Annotated in this window: 15 protein-coding genes; 10 read left to right on the top strand and 5 right to left on the bottom strand. The window is 37.4% G+C overall.

Annotated elements, in window-relative coordinates:
• Positions 1 to 242: 242 nt before the first annotated feature.
• The 5 genes from ltrA to ACKU4N_RS08710 all read right to left on the bottom strand — a co-directional run bounded on the left by ltrA (position 243) and on the right by ACKU4N_RS08710 (position 4499).
• Positions 243 to 1496: a group II intron reverse transcriptase/maturase gene (gene ltrA / locus ACKU4N_RS08730; protein ID WP_321322519.1), complete on the bottom strand. Its 1254-nt coding sequence runs from the start codon at positions 1494 to 1496 to the stop codon at positions 243 to 245.
• A gap of 691 nt (positions 1497 to 2187) precedes the next feature.
• Positions 2188 to 2613, bottom strand: a complete 426-nt coding sequence (locus tag ACKU4N_RS08725) for a hypothetical protein (protein WP_321322517.1) — start codon at positions 2611 to 2613, stop codon at positions 2188 to 2190.
• Entirely contained in the window at positions 2613 to 2960 is a 348-nt protein-coding gene (locus ACKU4N_RS08720; RefSeq protein ID WP_321322515.1) for a hypothetical protein, read from the bottom strand. The genes ACKU4N_RS08725 and ACKU4N_RS08720 overlap by 1 nt, the downstream gene beginning before the upstream one ends.
• Positions 2961 to 3155: 195 nt before the next feature.
• The gene (locus tag ACKU4N_RS08715; RefSeq protein WP_321322513.1) at positions 3156 to 3872 is read right to left on the bottom strand and encodes an SIMPL domain-containing protein; all 717 of its coding nucleotides are present in this window, start codon (positions 3870 to 3872) and stop codon (positions 3156 to 3158) included.
• A gap of 276 nt (positions 3873 to 4148) precedes the next feature.
• Positions 4149 to 4499, bottom strand: coding sequence for a hypothetical protein (locus ACKU4N_RS08710; protein WP_321322511.1), 351 nt, complete (start codon positions 4497 to 4499; stop codon positions 4149 to 4151).
• 1744 nt (positions 4500 to 6243) lie between these two features.
• On the opposite strand from ACKU4N_RS08710, the gene ACKU4N_RS08705 reads away from it, so the two are divergent.
• The 10 genes from ACKU4N_RS08705 to ACKU4N_RS08660 all read left to right on the top strand — a co-directional run bounded on the left by ACKU4N_RS08705 (position 6244) and on the right by ACKU4N_RS08660 (position 16371).
• On the top strand, positions 6244 to 6663 hold the full coding sequence (locus tag ACKU4N_RS08705; protein WP_321322509.1) for a DUF3788 domain-containing protein: 420 nt from the start codon (positions 6244 to 6246) through the stop codon (positions 6661 to 6663).
• 190 nt (positions 6664 to 6853) lie between these two features.
• On the top strand, positions 6854 to 7552 hold the full coding sequence (locus ACKU4N_RS08700; protein WP_321322507.1) for a hypothetical protein: 699 nt from the start codon (positions 6854 to 6856) through the stop codon (positions 7550 to 7552).
• 185 nt (positions 7553 to 7737) lie between these two features.
• Positions 7738 to 9504, top strand: a complete 1767-nt coding sequence (locus ACKU4N_RS08695; RefSeq protein ID WP_321322505.1) for a sensor histidine kinase — start codon at positions 7738 to 7740, stop codon at positions 9502 to 9504.
• Positions 9505 to 9611: 107 nt separating this feature from the next.
• Entirely contained in the window at positions 9612 to 10265 is a 654-nt protein-coding gene (locus ACKU4N_RS08690; RefSeq protein ID WP_321322503.1) for a response regulator transcription factor, read from the top strand.
• 606 nt (positions 10266 to 10871) lie between these two features.
• On the top strand, positions 10872 to 11672 hold the full coding sequence (locus ACKU4N_RS08685; protein WP_321322501.1) for a TorF family putative porin: 801 nt from the start codon (positions 10872 to 10874) through the stop codon (positions 11670 to 11672).
• Between the two features lie 22 nt (positions 11673 to 11694).
• Positions 11695 to 12912, top strand: coding sequence for an ammonium transporter (locus ACKU4N_RS08680; RefSeq protein ID WP_321322499.1), 1218 nt, complete (start codon positions 11695 to 11697; stop codon positions 12910 to 12912).
• Between the two features lie 247 nt (positions 12913 to 13159).
• Positions 13160 to 13459 (top strand): hypothetical protein, encoded by a 300-nt coding sequence (locus tag ACKU4N_RS08675; RefSeq protein WP_321322497.1) that lies wholly within the window; start codon positions 13160 to 13162, stop codon positions 13457 to 13459.
• Positions 13460 to 13606: 147 nt separating this feature from the next.
• A complete protein-coding gene (locus ACKU4N_RS08670; protein WP_321322496.1) occupies positions 13607 to 14548 on the top strand; it encodes a sensor histidine kinase in 942 nt (313 codons plus the stop codon).
• Positions 14545 to 15189, top strand: a complete 645-nt coding sequence (locus ACKU4N_RS08665) for a response regulator transcription factor (RefSeq protein ID WP_321322494.1) — start codon at positions 14545 to 14547, stop codon at positions 15187 to 15189. The genes ACKU4N_RS08670 and ACKU4N_RS08665 overlap by 4 nt, the downstream gene beginning before the upstream one ends.
• Before the next feature lie 156 nt (positions 15190 to 15345).
• Positions 15346 to 16371, top strand: coding sequence for an inorganic phosphate transporter (locus ACKU4N_RS08660; RefSeq protein WP_321322492.1), 1026 nt, complete (start codon positions 15346 to 15348; stop codon positions 16369 to 16371).
• Positions 16372 to 16555: the final 184 nt, after the last annotated feature.

Raw genomic sequence — 16555 nt, 5'->3', positions numbered from 1 at the left:
AGAAAAAACAAAATAAATTCCCAACAAACTGCACCGCCCTATCAACGGAGAACAAAACTAATCAACCCGTTTTTTGTAATTATTTCAATCAAGTTTCAATGTGTCGAGTTGCGTTTTCCACACTTGCTTACAACGGTTAGTAGTCGAGTAGGCAAAGGGAGTCTCACCCTAAGCCTCTCACAGAACCGTGCTTGATAGTCTCCCATCACACGGCTCTTGTCGTATATAAATCGAGTTACAAGTTAAATAGAAAAATTCAATTTCCAGTGATAAAACAAATATGGAAACTGTTTCTTTATTCTCTTAAGCCACGCATAAGCGCGACAAATACTATTCTTGTAACGTTTGTACTTTCGTCGTGCCCATCGAACCAAGCGAGAGTGTAGTAAGCGGAAAACATGATGCATTTCCCACATGCGGAATTTGCCGTAATAATTAAGCCAGCCTCTTATTTGAGGATTAAGCCGTTGTGCTATTCCCACAATACTTCTACACGTTTTACTTTCTTCTAGCGAAATGGCTAACTTTTCAGCGATCTTCTTACGTGAAGAAATGCTGATTGCACAACCGTAACCTTGAAAAAGATTTCCTGTTTTCTGCGATTTACTACTGCGTGGCTGAAAGCTATAACCTAAGAAATCGAACTTGACATTCTTATGTTTCTCTTGCCTGCGGTAATCTCTGCAATAAACCAGCTTGGTCTTTTCGGGATGCAATTCAAGATGACATTCAGCCATTCTTTCGTGCAATTTGTTCAGCAGCCAATCTGCTTGCCTTTTGGTTCTACAGTGAATTATGGCATCATCAGCATAACGCTCAAATTTCACATTGGAATTTAGATTCTCTAACCATTTATCGAAAGCATAATGTAGAAACAGATTCGCCAACAATGGACTGATAACGCCACCTTGCGGTGTGCCTTTTCCTTGTTTTTGTATCAATTCCCCATTTCTTCGTTGAATTGGCATATGCAACCATCTTTCGATGTACACACACGCCCAATTCTCGGCTACATGCTTTCGTACCGCCAGCATCAGTTTTGCATGATCAATATTATCGAAAAACCCTTTGATGTCTAAATCAATTACCCAGTCGTTTTTCCAACAATTACGCTGAACCTCCTCTAATGCTTGATGCGCATTTCGACTAGGTCGATAGCCATAACTGTTGTTGCTGAAAATTAATTCAAATCTTGGTTCTAGATAATTCTTGACCACTTGTTGACCGATGCGATCGACAATAGTAGGAATTCCTAGCTTACGCATTTTTCCATCCTTTTTCGGAATTTCAACCTCTTTTACTGGCGGTGGAAGATAACTCCCCGATGCCATACGATTCCAGAGTTTGTAGAGTTGTTGTGATCGGTTGGATTCAAATTCATCCCAACCAATCTCATCAACTCCAGCACTTCCTTTATTGGATTTCACTTGTTTGTAAGCATTCCATATCATGGTACGACTTATTGGTACCGATTTCGTTTCATTCCATAGATTCATCCTCTTATCGAGTTGATTTCTGTTCTAAAACCATACGACTCTATCCCTTTGCTCCATTTCCATTACAGAAACATCAACACTACTACGGATAGATCCGTCCCTGTTGTTGTACATTGCTATTCGGCCTCTAAGTTGTACTTATTGCGCCTTTCACTTCACATTACAACACAGGCTCCCAAGTTCCTTATATGAGCCTAAATAGAAGTCATGCCACCTGTACCGTAACGAAGTGGAGATCATGACCGAAGGGAATAACCCGCCTGCCGTGCAACCAATAAACAGGTTTCCGTTGCACTTATCATCGCATAACATACTTTGCGACTTTTGACAGAATTTATCCACTTCTCGATACCTCATCAGTGGTTCACTTTCGTTCATCTCTTCTATTAATACCTGCTATACTCTCGGTATAGATTCTCCTAAACGCTCAATACCATGGCTCTTTACCACAGCACCTTTAGGTGGTTTGATGCCCTTTCCTGTAAAACGACACCGGTGGGTCTAGCTTACAACTGCTATCCACCATCTCAAATAAAGCATGCTGCACTGTTTTATGCCGATGTGCAGCTTCTTGGCACACTATGACTAGTGGGCAGTTTGCGGCGCAATTTCTTGTCAGCCCGTAGCCAAAATTAATGCGGGTTAAAACCGCTGAAACCCGTATGAATACTGCCATTAGTTATATACTTTGTTACCTGCTGGCTTTTGTTAATTCATTAATTGTCAATTCTAATTTCAATGTTTTTTTAGTCTTATTCTCAATATGTGTTAATGCAATTAGAACTTTGTCATTTTTAGAATCAACAATGCTTACAATCTCAGTTGAGTATAGATTTTTAATCCTAAAAAGCGATTGTTTGGGCAATTCATCAATTTCAGAAACTGCAAAATAAATATCATCTGTAATCTCTCCATTATTAAACCCAGCGCTTCCTGATTCATTCCCGTAACTAAACAAACGAATCATTAGATTCTCAGTTTTAAATTCTTTGAGAAGTTGGATTGTATTAAAAATATCAACTATCTCTTCATTATTTATTGAATCAATCTGTATGCTATCTTGAGCAAGACAATTGATGCTAATTAAGAATCCAAGTATTACTATAATTCGTTTCATTATTTATATTCCCTTTCTAATTCAGTCCAATTAGTTCTCAATCTATGGCGCAGAGTTTCATAATTCTCCGTATCAATCATATTAGAAATAACTAACTTTTTTCCTTTTACTCTTATTAATAAGTTTTGCTGAGAGATTCTTGTCGTTTGAATTACTTCCCATTGTTCAATATCCTTGTAGTCTATAATTCTCTGTCCAAAAATTAAATTCTTAATCTTAAAGTATTCTTGTTCCACTTCAATTCGATTAAGCCATTTTGCATAGATTATCAAGAAATAAAACCAAAGTGGTAGTCCTAATCCTAAATACAAAAGTTCAGGATTACCTTGTTTGTATCCCAGATTCATTATGAACAGAGTAAAAAGAATCATACTGATTAGAAATCCTATTATTAATGTTAGTCATATCATAATTTAATCTCTATTCTCATTATTGGACTGCGGCTCTTTTAAGCTTGCAGGTAACGGATGGTCGTATGCTGCGTAGCCTGTGTTGCGCCTGCGGCAGGCTATGCAGTATACGACGTGTTGTGGGGTCGTGCATTATTTTAATTCAAATCTTGCAATTATGTTATATTCTAGTTTAATCTTTTCAAATTCAATGTTTGCTCCCCCAACGCTCGATGACTTTTTTAGCGATGAAACACCCCTTATCTGAATTCCTGCTACTCTGCCTTGAATAGCATTCTCAACTCTCACAAAATTTGGATTCTCTTGAATCAATATCGCTCTTCCAATATCTTGATTAATTGAAGTGGCAATAGCTTTAGCTTTTTCTTGTGCTGATTTCATGGCTTTAACTTTGACTTCGAGTTCGTATTTGTCAATTTCACTATTTTCGAGTTTATCAATTGAAATGCTCGAAATCCCGATTTTTTCAAACTCAAGAAAAACAGTTCCCGCAGTTTTCGCATCATTTACTAATAGTTCATATTCTTTGATTAGTCTAATGTCTGGTTTTAGAATCCAATAGTTTTGGAAATTACTAACAAAGTCTTTAACCGCTAGTTTTTTGTCAACGTCAATCCCGATTTCTTTAAGCTTTTGAATCATTTTTGCTTCAACTTCAGAAAGTGTTTGATTCTTAAAATCTTTCTCGTTTATGAAAAATTTCAGAAAAATCTTGTCCGGGACGACTTCGTTGTCAGCATGCCCAGTTACTTCAATGTAATTTTGGTCGATAAAATTCTTTCCCGTTTCTTGTCCGTATCCAGTCAAGATTATAAATGTCAGGATTAATGTTGAAATCAATTTTTTCATAGTTTTTCTCTAATGACAATTTTTATATTAATCTCCCATAAGATTATAACGAGGTCTTTTTTTGCATGCCCCACAACGTTGGCATATGAGGCTGTGTGGGGATTGAAATTGTCTGCCTTTCCAAAACCACACTGAGCCTAATGCTTTTACAAGGGACTAATTTAACAAAACAAAGTAACTTTAAAAGTATTAGGCGGTCAAATAGAAATCACCACCGCTCGCGAAGCACTGCTCCCCACATGCCTTATTATGCATTGTTGGGCACTGGCATTTATTTTAATGAAATATATTGTCCATAAAGAGACTTGCTATAAAAGCTAAAGTCGCATAAACAGTATAAACACTTAAATATATGTCAAGGCTATATATGTCTGGCAATTCCATCTTATATCCAGGATTTCTGTCCTGTTGCTGTTTTTTATAGAAATAATAACCAATCACAAAAACAGGAGTCATAATTATATATAATCCTATTGCGATTACGCTTTGGATCAATGATTCAACTAAATCAAATGTTTCCACCTTTAACAACGGTAGCAATAATGTTGCCCCGATTATTATTAATGTAATTACAATTGCTATTTTTAATCGATAAACTTTCCAATAGAGTTTTACTAATTCAGTCATAGGTCAGCTTTATTTTCTTGTTTTAATTAATTTTTGCTTAAATACTATTAAAATGAATAATGATATAGTACATAATAATGTCAATCCTTTCAGAATATTCAGTGTCAAACACAAGTCATAGCTTGTCGTCAAAGAAATGCACTCATTTACTCCTTCTGTCTCGTATTTTAAACTGACCAATGTATTTATTATTCCAAACCCGAAAAAAGGAATTCCACAAATACATAAAACCATCAGTATATAATAGAATCTCTTATTCATTTTTAGATTTGTTTTTTGCTTGTGCCCAACTCTTAAATAAAGCAATGGGCTTTATTTCGTTTATATTTATTGCAAAAGTGTATTTACCGACCCATATTGGGCAGTAATGTACACATATTATGTTTTGAGTCTTAATTTGCCGGTTTTATTCACCATTATCCACATTTCCCAAAATACAGGCAGTAAGGCCTACTTTTATTGAACTCATTTTTCAATAGTCCGCTTAGATGTTCAGCTCTCAAATACATCCTAAATTAGTTTCCAGTAAGAATATTGTTCTTACTCCTCCCAATAACAAGACTAATTTGTAATTACTTATCGTTACTAGAAACCGAATGTACTTATCTTTTTTTAATTGTAACAGGAAATCATAAAAAATATGTTTACACTATTTTGTGTTCTGATATTTCTAGGCAAGAAAACAACAAAGTAATTTTTTGAAATTGATTGATTGGTTTCGTTCAGAACCTCCGCAGAAGAGGATGCATTTTGCCGATCAGAAACGATCCATTGCATTTTAATCTGGCTTTCAGGAAACTTTCAAATGGCATTTTGCAATTTCCAAAATGCATGTTGGGAGTTTCAAAATGCATGTTGGGATTTTTCTGAGACGAAAACGGGCACAATTTGGCTCATTTGAAGCGCCAAAATTGCCAAAATTAACTTCCAAAACGTCTTTTGCAAACGCAAACGGGTCTTTTGCAAATTGTAAAATGTCTTTTGCAAATTGCTGCATGATACAATTTGTTCCGAAAAACACTTACACGCCATATTTTTCACAAAAACAAAATTTGCAGTAAGAAGACAATAAAAACAGGTATTTCAAACCAATCACCACACACAAAATAATTAACAAAACAAATTAAATATAGCAAAACGTCATTTTTTTATCCTTTCGCTTAAAGCACATGCAAAAACCTGTTTATTAAATAGCAGCAACACAAAACAAAAGGGGTGATTTTTTGAACTTCGCCCTGTTTAGGCTTTATTTAAACTTAACCATATATTATTTTGCTTTTTGATTTATAAAAAAACATTCAAAATTCAGTAACAAACACTCTATCAATACAATTAATTTTCATCCTGTAAGCCCAGTATTTTTGCGATGTTAAGTCTCCTGAGAAAAAAACATCAAAAAAAAAGCATTTTTACTAAAAAATCTTTCCTAGCTTTAATACAGGATCCCAAACAATATATTCAACCAATAAAAATTAGTAACATGGCACAGACAATCATTAAAAAAAGATTTTATCGAATACTATGAGACATTTTTTTTGCCAAGGTGCCTCAATTGAAATGAAAAAAAATTCTGTTTTGGCAGCAAAACAGGCTTTGCAATTTCAATTCACCCTAAGCCTCTCACAGCAAGCACTTCACCATTTTTCGCCTCTTTATTTGTTTTTTTGTTGGCGTTCAAATCTTATTTAACTTTAGTTGATCAAACTATCAATCAAAAATAGAAACCAGCTAATTCAAAAATACGATGGACATCAGCATTTTTACCGACAAAACAGCAGAACCCACACAGAAAGGTTTACAGGAACAATTGGCTTCGCTTTATCCTTTATGGGAACAGATTGCCGAAAGTGTTCGAAAAAAATATCCAAACCCAAAAGAAGAGTGGAACTATCCCGGTAAAAATTACGGATGGAGCTTTCGCCTAAAAGATAAAAAACGGGCGATTATTTACCTTCTTCCCCGGCAAGGGTATTTTAAAGCGGCCTTTGTTTTTGGACAAAAAGCAATGGATCAGGTTATGGCGGGCGATATCGATGCAGCCATAAAAGAAGATTTGGCTGGTGCTAAAAAATATGCCGAAGGACGCGGCCTTTCAATTGAGGTTCACAATGCCAAACCGATCAACAACATCGAAAAATTAATCGATATAAAAATTGCGAACTAAGCAATGTGTTGCGGCATTCAGGCAAAATTAAAAGCGAAAAAAAACGAGCGCACCGACCGAATCAAAAAGACGCGATCTGCGAACTGAAAACCAATTTGGCAGCATGCATCACGAAACCGCATCCTATTTTGGCTTTTACTCCTCCAAATTAAATACTTTTGCAAAAAACAGAATCGATTTATAAAGCTTAATGAACCTAAAAGAAGCTCAAAAAATATCCCGTGGTTACGCATCAAATGCCGAAAAAACAAAATTTGATCATCTAACATGTAAGGAACTAACTGCGCTTATCAGCAGTTCAATTGCAGGCGAAAGAACCATTGCTGCCAATTTACTTGCGAAACACCAAACTCAAGAATCTGTATTTGCTCTGATTTCGGCACTGCAGGTAGAAACAAAGCTGTATTCTAAACTTGAAATCTGCGATTCGCTGGTAAAGATAGGTTCTTTGTCTATTGAGCCTTTACTGGCACAATTAGGCAAAATAGGAAGCAATCAACATCAGGAAATCCCGGCAAAGGAATTCAAAAAAATCAGTTATCCTTTGCCAAGGGATATTGCTGCCCGTACTCTTATTCGTTTCGGAAAAAAAGCTCTTCCGCTGCTGCTTACTGTACTCGAAGCAAATAAACCGAAACAAATTTCCGAAGCCATTGATGCCATTGGATTTATTAACTTTTACGATTCCGAACCAGAACTATTGAAACACCTGCTGGAATGTTATCGTCAATATATGGACAACAACTTACTTCAGTGGAAAATTATTCGCGCCATGAGTGGATTTCCTGAAAGCAAAACCTTCCTGCTGGATCAAAAACAACAAATTAATACGCTTCGATTGCTTCAGGAAATTGACCGAAGTTTGCTGTTGATCAGCAAATCCAACTAAAACAGTTACTTTCTGCAGTAAAGAACAAAAAGCAATACTTCAGATAGGTAACAATTGCCCCCGGCTTAATGTGGATTCATTATAAAAATAACTTCTTTCAATAAAAACAATCGTTTTCGAAAGCCTGATTTGAGGAGAAATAATACCTTTGACAGCAACAAACACACTAACTTACAGAAACCGGTATGAGGAAATCTTTAGCTAACAAGCTCCTGATATACTTTGTCGTACTCAACTTATTATCAATACTTATTGTTGGTATATTTGCCTATACACAGGCAAAAGATGCTCTTATTTTACGCACCTTTAACCAGCTTACATCCGTGCGGATTGAAAAGAAAAAGCGCGTTGAAGATTTTTTCCGGCAATGCATTCATGAAATAGAAGCAATCAGTACTCTTACATTCAGTTTCCCTCCTGAAAAAAGTAAGGTGAATCTCTCCCATTTCATTAGTGATCATCGCATTTTTAAAACTGGTTTTGCTTCCTTACTTACCGGCAAACAAAATTATAAAAGCATTTACATCTATCAGTCGAATACAGTTTCTTCGGGTTTCCAAATCAAGCCAAAAACCGGTGATCTGAGCCAAACAAAATTACAGCCTGAGCATCTTCAATTGTTTGCCGGTCTGCTTCCTAAAAATGAAATTTCGGTTCGGGAACTGCTCAACACAAAAGATCAGTCAAAAACAGAAATCCTTATTTGCCGAACAATCAGCTTTCAAGAGCAAAAGGCCGTTGTGGCTTTTAGTATCAATACAGAAATTATCAATTCCATTATGCTCGATCGAAATCCGTTGAACGGATTGGGTAAATCCGGCGAAGCTTATCTGGTGGGAGAAGATCATCTGTTGAGAAGTACAAGCCGCTTTCAGGAAAATTCTACTTACGCGCTTAAAGCCTCAACCAAAGGTGTAAAACTGGCATTTCAGGATAGTATTGGTTCCGATATTTTTAAAGATTACCGAGGCGTTCAGGTGCTAAGCTCTTACAGCAAAATGAATCTGCCGGATTTAAATTGGGTGATTCTTGCTGAAATAGATCAACACGAAGCCATGATTCCCATTCGGAATTACGGAAACTCTATGTTTTACATTCTGATTATTCTAAGTTTGTTGCTGCTGGGTGTTGTTGCCATAATTGCCAACACCATAACAGCTCCTATCCGGAAACTGCGGGCCGAAACGGAGAAAATTTCATCGGGAATTTACGAACAGGTTACCGATATAAAAGCCGATGGCGAAATCATGGAATTGCTTGCGGCTTTCAACCAAATGACCCGGAAAATTAAAGAACAGCAGGAGAACCTTCAAATTGCCAAAGACCAAAGTATTTCATCGATGATAGATGGACAGGAAGCAGAACGAAGCCGGTTGGCCAGGGAACTGCATGATGGATTGGCTCAAACTATTTTGGCCATTAAAATGCGGCTGGAAAACACGGCTCCGGAAAATGCAGCTGCCGTATTGGGGGAATCGCGGGAAATGTTTACCGATTTAATGACAGAGATCCGGAGCATGTCAAATGATTTAATGCCTGCTGTTTTACGGGAATTCGGATTGAATCATGCTCTTGGCAGTCTGCTGCAGCGAATTGAAGAAAACAGCTTATTACAAACTGATTTACAGATTCAGGGCGATTTACCTGAAATCAGCAAAAAAACAGAGACCTACCTCTACCGAATTGCACAGGAAGCAACTAACAATATCATAAAACACGGCCAGGCTAAAAATATCAACATCCAGTTAACGCAAAAAGCAGATTACCTGTTTTTCGAAATAAAAGATGATGGCATCGGATTGCCTCTGAATGGAATTCCTAAAAACGGCAACGGCTTATCAAATATTACAGAACGCATTTCCATATTAGGAGGAAATGTATTTTTAGAGGAAGAATATCCTCATGGCTTAAAGGTACAATGTAAAATTCCATTAGTAAAAATATCAGTATGAAACGTCCATTCCAAAGGTGTTTTTACACACAGGGAGATGATTATTCCGTGCATGGTAATCCCGAAAGCTTTCGGGACCATATGGCAAAAACTTAAAATTATAAACATATGAATAAGATTAATGTTGTTTTGGTTGACGATCACAAATTGTTTCGCGACGGATTAAAATCCTTACTGCACAACAGCAAAGACATAAATGTTATTGGAGAATTTGGAAACGCAAATGATTTGATTGAAAAATTGGATCAATTGGCTGCTCAAATTATCATTACTGATATTAGCATGCCTGGAATTAATGGCATTGAACTCACTCAATATCTGGCAAAAAAACATCCCTGCATAAAAACCATCATTCTATCCATGCACAACAATAAGGAATTTATTTTAAGTGCCATGGATGCAGGAGCCAAAGCGTATTTGCCCAAAGATATCGCAGGCGATGAACTTAGCCAGGCCATTCATGAAGTGAACAAGGGCAACGAATACTTTAATCAGGTAATCAGTAATATTGTGATGAGAAGCCTTATGCGAAGCAATAAAGACGACAAAAATCACGGAGAACTAACCAAACGCGAAACCGAAGTTCTTCGTCTGGTGGCTGATGGATTCATGAATAAAGAAGTGGCTGATCAACTCAACATCAGTGTCCGCACTGTTGATTGCCATAAAAACAACATTATGAGCAAATTAAGTTTAAACACCACTGCCGAATTGGTGAAATATGCCATCATAAACCACATCATCGAATTGGAACTTAATTAGCAAAATATACACAAATATTCGCTTTCCCAGACAAGAGTTTAATTATAAACATACACCCCTCTGTTCTTCAAACATCTCCCCTTAAAAAAGGGAGAAACACCTTAAATAAATGAATCCTTCCTTTTTAAGGGAAGGTGCCGACAGGCAAAAGGGTGCATTGTAAAAATTACAATTATCAGAATTATTTACTGCTTAACAGACTTTTAAAAACCTCATCCCAATCCTCTCCTAAAGGAGAAGGAGCTTTACAAATCCAACAAACAAAAAAAATGAAGCTGTTTTCCCTTCTCCTTTGGGAGCTACTCTTTATACACAAATATTCGCTTTCCCAGACAAGAATTTGATTGTAAACATACACCCCTCTGTTCTTTGAATATTCAAGGTCTCAATCTTTCGAGGATGTAGATGAACTAAAATTTATGCCTGATTATTAAAGTGACCTAAATTATCTCCTGATTCTACTTTATTCCCACACTAGGTAATTTTCCTAGTGTACCGCCATTTTCAGTAATGCATTTTAGGGGTAATTCTCTATTTCGGGCTGATTTGCTCTCTCCTATATTCGTCATAGTATAATTCACACAATAACAAACTAACATGAATTCTATGAAACGATCAGGCGTATATCTGCTATTGGCTTTTATGCTGAGCATTAGCAGCTATTCCTTTGGACAAAAAGAGAAAGCGGTACTTGACTTTGGTGCCGATGTAATGAGCCGCTATATTTGGCGGGGAACACAATTTGGAGGCACAAGTCCGAGTCTTCAGCCATCTGCAAGCCTTAGCTGCAAAGGTTGGGAATTGGGTGCATGGGGAGCTTATTCCTTAGGCGGAAACAATGCAGGTCAGGAATTCGACCTGTATTTGAGCTATACTTTTGCAAAAGATCAGTTTAGTCTTACGCTAACAGATTACTTCTTCCCAAACGAAGGCGAAGATTACAGGTATTTTGAATTCAACAATGATCATACAGGTCATGTTCTGGAAGGAAGCTTCAGTTTTAACGGCAGCAGCAAAATTCCATTTGGATTAATGGTCGCAGTTAACTTCTGGGGAGCAGATGCTGTTACACTTGGAGATCATCCAAACGCAGCTGATTTCAATCAGAAAACCGGACTCCAGTACTCCACTTACACAGAGTTGTCATACAGTCATAAAATGGCAAACGACGTAACTCTCGATGCCTTTTTAGGTATGAATCTGACCAAACCTGCTGAAGCAAAAACCTCTACAGGATTTAATGGCGAGAGCGGTTACTATGGAAGCAAAGCAGGTGTTGTTAATCTGGGTGTAACTCTTTCAAAAGAAGTTGCCGTCAACGAAAAACTTTCTTTCCCCCTTTCAGCTTCAGTCATAACCAATCCGGCAGATGAAAAAATCTATTTTGTTTTTGGATTTTCTTTTTAACAAACACTAAAACCTAACTATCATGTTTGATACAGGATCAACTACTTTTATGATTTTATGTACCAGTCTGGTGATGTTAATGACACCAGGACTGGCCTTTTTCTACGGCGGATTAGCCGGAAAACGAAATATTTTAGGCGTAATGATGCAAACCTTTGTATCATTAGGTATCACCACAATTATGTGGGTAACTCTTGGCTATTCCCTATGCTTTAGCGGCGGCGAAGGAGGAATCATCGGAAACCTCGATCTTGCTTTTTTAAATGGAATTGATTTCAATTCTCCCTTTGCCGGAGCCGGTGGCAAATATCCAACTTATATTTTCATCTCTTATCAGATGATGTTTGCCATTATTACACCTGCGCTGATAACAGGAGCATTTGTGAATCGTGTAACTTTTAAAGCTTACCTCATCTTTCTGGTATTGTGGCAATTATTTGTTTACTACCCATTTGTACATATGATTTGGGGGGGCGGTATTCTTGCCCAATGGGGTGTTCTTGATTTTGCCGGTGGTGTTGTGGTGCACGCAACAGCAGGTTTTGCAGCCTTGGCATCTGTATTCTACGTTGGCAAACGCCGCGACAATCAAACTCCTCCAAACAGCATTCCTTTGGTTGCAATTGGCACCGGTTTGCTTTGGTTCGGATGGTATGGATTTAATGCCGGCAGCGAATTGGATGTAGATGCCATTTCAACTCTTTCTTTTTTAAATACAGATGTAGCGGCTTCGTTTGCTGCCATTACCTGGTTGATTATTGAATGGGCACGCGAAGGAAAGCCAAAATTCGTAGGACTTTTAACGGGTGCTGTTGCCGGTTTGGCAACCATCACTCCTGCGGCAGGATTTGTTCCATTGTGGGCAGCCATGATTATTGGAATCGCTGCAGGTGCTCTTTGCTATTTTGCTGTGCAGCTTAAAAACAAATGGGGCTGGGATGATGCTCTCGATGTTTGGGGGGTTCACGGTATGGGTGGTGTTTTTGGAACCATCGCATTAGGTATTTTTGCATCTGCAACGGTTAACACCCAGGCAGGCCTGCTCGAAGGCGACAGTGCCTTCTTTCTGAAAGAACTTGCTGCAGTGCTGATAAGTGCCAGTTATGCATTTGTATTTACCTATTTAATGCTGGCAATCATCAACTACATTACTCCGGTAAAGGTGAATCAAATTGACGAAGACCTGGGCTTGGATGCATCCCTGCATGGCGAAAAAGCATATGATGAAGGAGCCCTTTAATCATATTATTACATTTAAATTGATTCAAAGCAGCTTCTTTTGGGAGCTGCTTTTTTCTATTGAACAGGTATTAAAAACAGAAATCAATCAAACGAAATAAAAGTGTAAATTTTTCTGTTTGCATTGAAATATATTTTAATACATTAGTGTATCAGTTTCTTTGATCATCACAGAAGCAAATTGCAATAAGACCTGCAGTTCGTTGTAACTGCCCATTCTTAAACCCAAAATACATAAAACTGTAATTATGAAAATATTAGCTATAGAAAAAGAATTTAAAGATGTTGACTGGAGCAACAAAAGCTACATTTTAGAGCAGGAAGCCCACCATGTTCACCAATTATACATATCGGAATACCTGCGCGAAATCTATTTTAACGAGCACAATAATGCTGTTTTAATAATGGAATGCAAGAGTCTGGAACACGCAAAAGAAATTTTAGATGAGCTTCCCTTGGTGAAAGAAAAGCTGATCAAATTTAAAATCATGCAGCTTAATGCCTATACCGGATACAAACGAATTATCAAAAAAGAGAATATCCAGTAAAAAACGTTCCGGTAACAAATTAACTGCATTTTCAGAACAAGAAACTTCACATGGTAATCTGAACAGATGTCTGGCTTATCATGTGAAGATCATAAAATACGGTTTTAAGCGTATATTTCAAAACAACAGAATTCTTATTCTTGTTTTATGTTTTTACAAATTGCACTAATAATATCTGTTCTATTACAATTCGGAGCTTTTTTCATTACCATTAGCCTGATTCCAAAAACACGCTTCAACAGCTCCTGGATTATGGTTTCCATGGGTTTCTTGCTAATGGCTGTGCGCAGATTTACAGAACTTTTTAATGTGTTCACTGCAAACCAAAGCAAATCGGAAACATTCATCACCAACTGGATGGCTGTCGTAATTTCATTGCTCATGTTTTTGGGTGCTTTTTACATTCGGCGTATTTTTCAACTGCAGGATAAGGTAGATAAAGAGAGAAAAGAAAATGAAGCAAAAGTGCTGAGTGCAGTTATCAAGACCGAAGAACAGGAACGCTACCGCTTTGCCAAAGAATTGCACGATGGATTGGGGCCGATTCTCTCCACTATTAAAATGACAAATTCCGCTTTAAATAAATCTGCTGAAAATTCAAATAACCTGCAAATCATTCAAAAAACAGATCAGGCCATCAACGAAGCCATTATCACCGTTAAGGAGATATCGAACAAGTTGAGCCCGCATATTTTGGAACGATATGGTTTGGAAAAAGCCATTAAAACATTTATAGGGGGAATTCAGCTGACAGATCAATACCGGATTCAATTGAATATTCAATTGTGCGGAAAACGTTTCGACTACAACGTTGAATTAATCCTCTATCGGATCATCGGAGAATTGTTCAGCAACACCATAAAACATGCTTCGGCATCTAAAATCGACCTTTCACTCCTTAGCTATCATCAAAAATTAGAATTAATGTACAGTGATAATGGGATCGGCTTTTCCCCGGGATCGGATCCTGTAAAAGGAATGGGCTTATCGAACATCCACACGAGGGTAAAATCGTTGGACGGAACCATTGAAATAAACAGCAGGAAAAATGAAGGGGTTTATCTCAAAATTGAAATACCTATATCATGACTGAAGCTTTAAAATTGGCACTGGTTGATGATCACGATTTGTTTCGTGAAGGGCTATCCTTTCTTCTCAACAATCAAAACAGCAAACCTGAAATTAAGGAAGTAAGTAATGGTCAGGAATTATTGGATTTGCTGGCCAACTGGCAGGCTGACATTATTCTTATGGATATTGAAATGCCGGTAATGAATGGAATAGAGGCAAGTAATGAGGTGATGAAAAAATATCCAGCCTCCAAAATAATTGCTCTCTCGATGCATGCCAATGAGAATTATTATTCGGAGATGATAGATGCCGGAGCCAAAGCCTTTTTGCTGAAAAATTCCAGTTTCGAAGAAGTTCAGCAAGCCATCGAAGCCGTTATGGAGGGACGAAACTATTTTTCACCCGAAATATTGGAAAGTATTATTGCCAATTTGAACCGAAAAAAAAATCAGCCCTCAAAATCTGATTTAACACAGCGGGAAGTTGAAATTCTATACAACATTTGCAAGGGCTTATCGAATCAGGAAATAGCCGGAATGCTCTTTATCAGCAAACGCACGGTTGACAAACACCGCGAAAACATCCTGCTAAAAACCCAATCGAAAAACACAGCATCTTTAGTTATTTATGCCATTAAAAATCACATTTTTGAGGTGTAAAAAAGAGTGACCCAAAAATCTGAAAAAGGATAAAGACATTCCTTTTACTTCAGACACACTACGTACAAATACCTATTGCGCAATTACGTTTTTATACGCTGATATATAGCTTACAGATGAAATACTTTTGATGATAACAAATCAAAACATTCTGCTATGCTGATCCCTTTTTTAATTCCTTTTGTAATCGCCATTTTTTTATCTGTAAATATGGGGGGAAGTGGTACCGGACCAGCCTTTTCTGCAGCCTATGGTTCTAATGTAATCAAAAAGAGTCTGATTCCCGGTTTATTTGGGCTGATGGTTTTTATTGGCGCCATTGTTGGCGGTAAAGAAACTGCCCGAACCGTTGGAAAAGGCCTTCTGAATCCACAATTAATGAGTTTTTCGGTTGTCTCAGCCATATTATTGGCCGTGGCTGTTTCCTTACTAATTGCCAATCTCTTTGGTATCCCTCAATCAACCAGTCAGTCAACAGTAATGGCCGTAACTGCACCGGCCATCTATTTCAATTCACTAAATACCGATAAACTGTTATTCGAAATACTCCCAACCTGGTTCATTATGCCAATTGCAGCTTTTGCCCTGGCATTTTTTATTGGCAAATACATTTACAAACCCATACGAAAACGTGGTTACACCATCTCCAAAAAAGTAAACGACAGTTATCTGTTAAAAGGTTTAATCGTAATCATGTCCTTATACGCAGCCTTTTCCATAGGAACCAATAATGTTGCAAATGCCGCCGGTCCCTTATCATCAATGGCCTGCAACGAGTTAATGGTAACCAAAAATCACTACTTGCATGTAATGATACTGGCCACACTAATCGTTGCGCCAAGTTTCTCAATTGGCAGCTCAATTTTTGGAGATAAAATATTGCAGAATACGGGCAAAGAAATCGTGCTGTTTGGAAGAATCGAAGCAGTCATCATCGCTTTTATCTCAGCAAGTCTGTTACTTAGCGCGTCACTAATCAAAGGGATTCCAACTTCACTGGTACAGCTTAATGTTGGTGCTATTATAGGAATTGGTGTCGCGAAACTGGGATTCCGAAATATATTTCGTAAAACCGAAGTCGATCGTTTTTTTGTAATGTGGATCATTGCTCCCATTGTTGCTTTTTCTTTGTCGATGTTGTTCACCTATCTGCTGGATATAATGGGACTCATTCATTTATAAGCAATAGATCGTGAGATATGAGATTCTTTTTAAATATTGTATTTTTATTTAGATGAGGTATTAGTCTAATGCCGATGTAATGTTTTGTAGGTCTCGCTTTTTTGCGCCATGATTTTTTGGCATTTTTTTAAATAGCTTTTGTTTTAACTCGACGCTTTAGTAAGACCGGGAAGTTGAGAACTTG

Origin of the sequence: Labilibaculum sp., assembly GCF_963664555.1 — a bacterium.
Lineage (GTDB): Bacteria > Bacteroidota > Bacteroidia > Bacteroidales > Marinifilaceae > Labilibaculum.
Note: the sequence above shows the minus strand (reverse complement) of the source record. Positions and strands in the feature narration are given on the sequence as shown.

Bases quoted from the DNA above. Each gene is read 5' to 3' on its own strand.
- ltrA (WP_321322519.1), bottom strand. From the start codon at position 1,496: ATGAATCTATGGAATGAAACGAAATCGGTACCAATAAGTCGTACCATG.
- ACKU4N_RS08725 (WP_321322517.1), bottom strand. From the start codon at position 2,613: ATGAAACGAATTATAGTAATACTTGGATTCTTAATTAGCATCAATTGT.
- ACKU4N_RS08720 (WP_321322515.1), bottom strand. From the start codon at position 2,960: ATGAATCTGGGATACAAACAAGGTAATCCTGAACTTTTGTATTTAGGA.
- ACKU4N_RS08715 (WP_321322513.1), bottom strand. From the start codon at position 3,872: ATGAAAAAATTGATTTCAACATTAATCCTGACATTTATAATCTTGACT.
- ACKU4N_RS08710 (WP_321322511.1), bottom strand. From the start codon at position 4,499: ATGACTGAATTAGTAAAACTCTATTGGAAAGTTTATCGATTAAAAATA.
- ACKU4N_RS08705 (WP_321322509.1), top strand. From the start codon at position 6,244: ATGGACATCAGCATTTTTACCGACAAAACAGCAGAACCCACACAGAAA.
- ACKU4N_RS08700 (WP_321322507.1), top strand. From the start codon at position 6,854: ATGAACCTAAAAGAAGCTCAAAAAATATCCCGTGGTTACGCATCAAAT.
- ACKU4N_RS08695 (WP_321322505.1), top strand. From the start codon at position 7,738: ATGAGGAAATCTTTAGCTAACAAGCTCCTGATATACTTTGTCGTACTC.
- ACKU4N_RS08690 (WP_321322503.1), top strand. From the start codon at position 9,612: ATGAATAAGATTAATGTTGTTTTGGTTGACGATCACAAATTGTTTCGC.
- ACKU4N_RS08685 (WP_321322501.1), top strand. From the start codon at position 10,872: ATGAAACGATCAGGCGTATATCTGCTATTGGCTTTTATGCTGAGCATT.
- ACKU4N_RS08680 (WP_321322499.1), top strand. From the start codon at position 11,695: ATGTTTGATACAGGATCAACTACTTTTATGATTTTATGTACCAGTCTG.
- ACKU4N_RS08675 (WP_321322497.1), top strand. From the start codon at position 13,160: ATGAAAATATTAGCTATAGAAAAAGAATTTAAAGATGTTGACTGGAGC.
- ACKU4N_RS08670 (WP_321322496.1), top strand. From the start codon at position 13,607: ATGTTTTTACAAATTGCACTAATAATATCTGTTCTATTACAATTCGGA.
- ACKU4N_RS08665 (WP_321322494.1), top strand. From the start codon at position 14,545: ATGACTGAAGCTTTAAAATTGGCACTGGTTGATGATCACGATTTGTTT.
- ACKU4N_RS08660 (WP_321322492.1), top strand. From the start codon at position 15,346: ATGCTGATCCCTTTTTTAATTCCTTTTGTAATCGCCATTTTTTTATCT.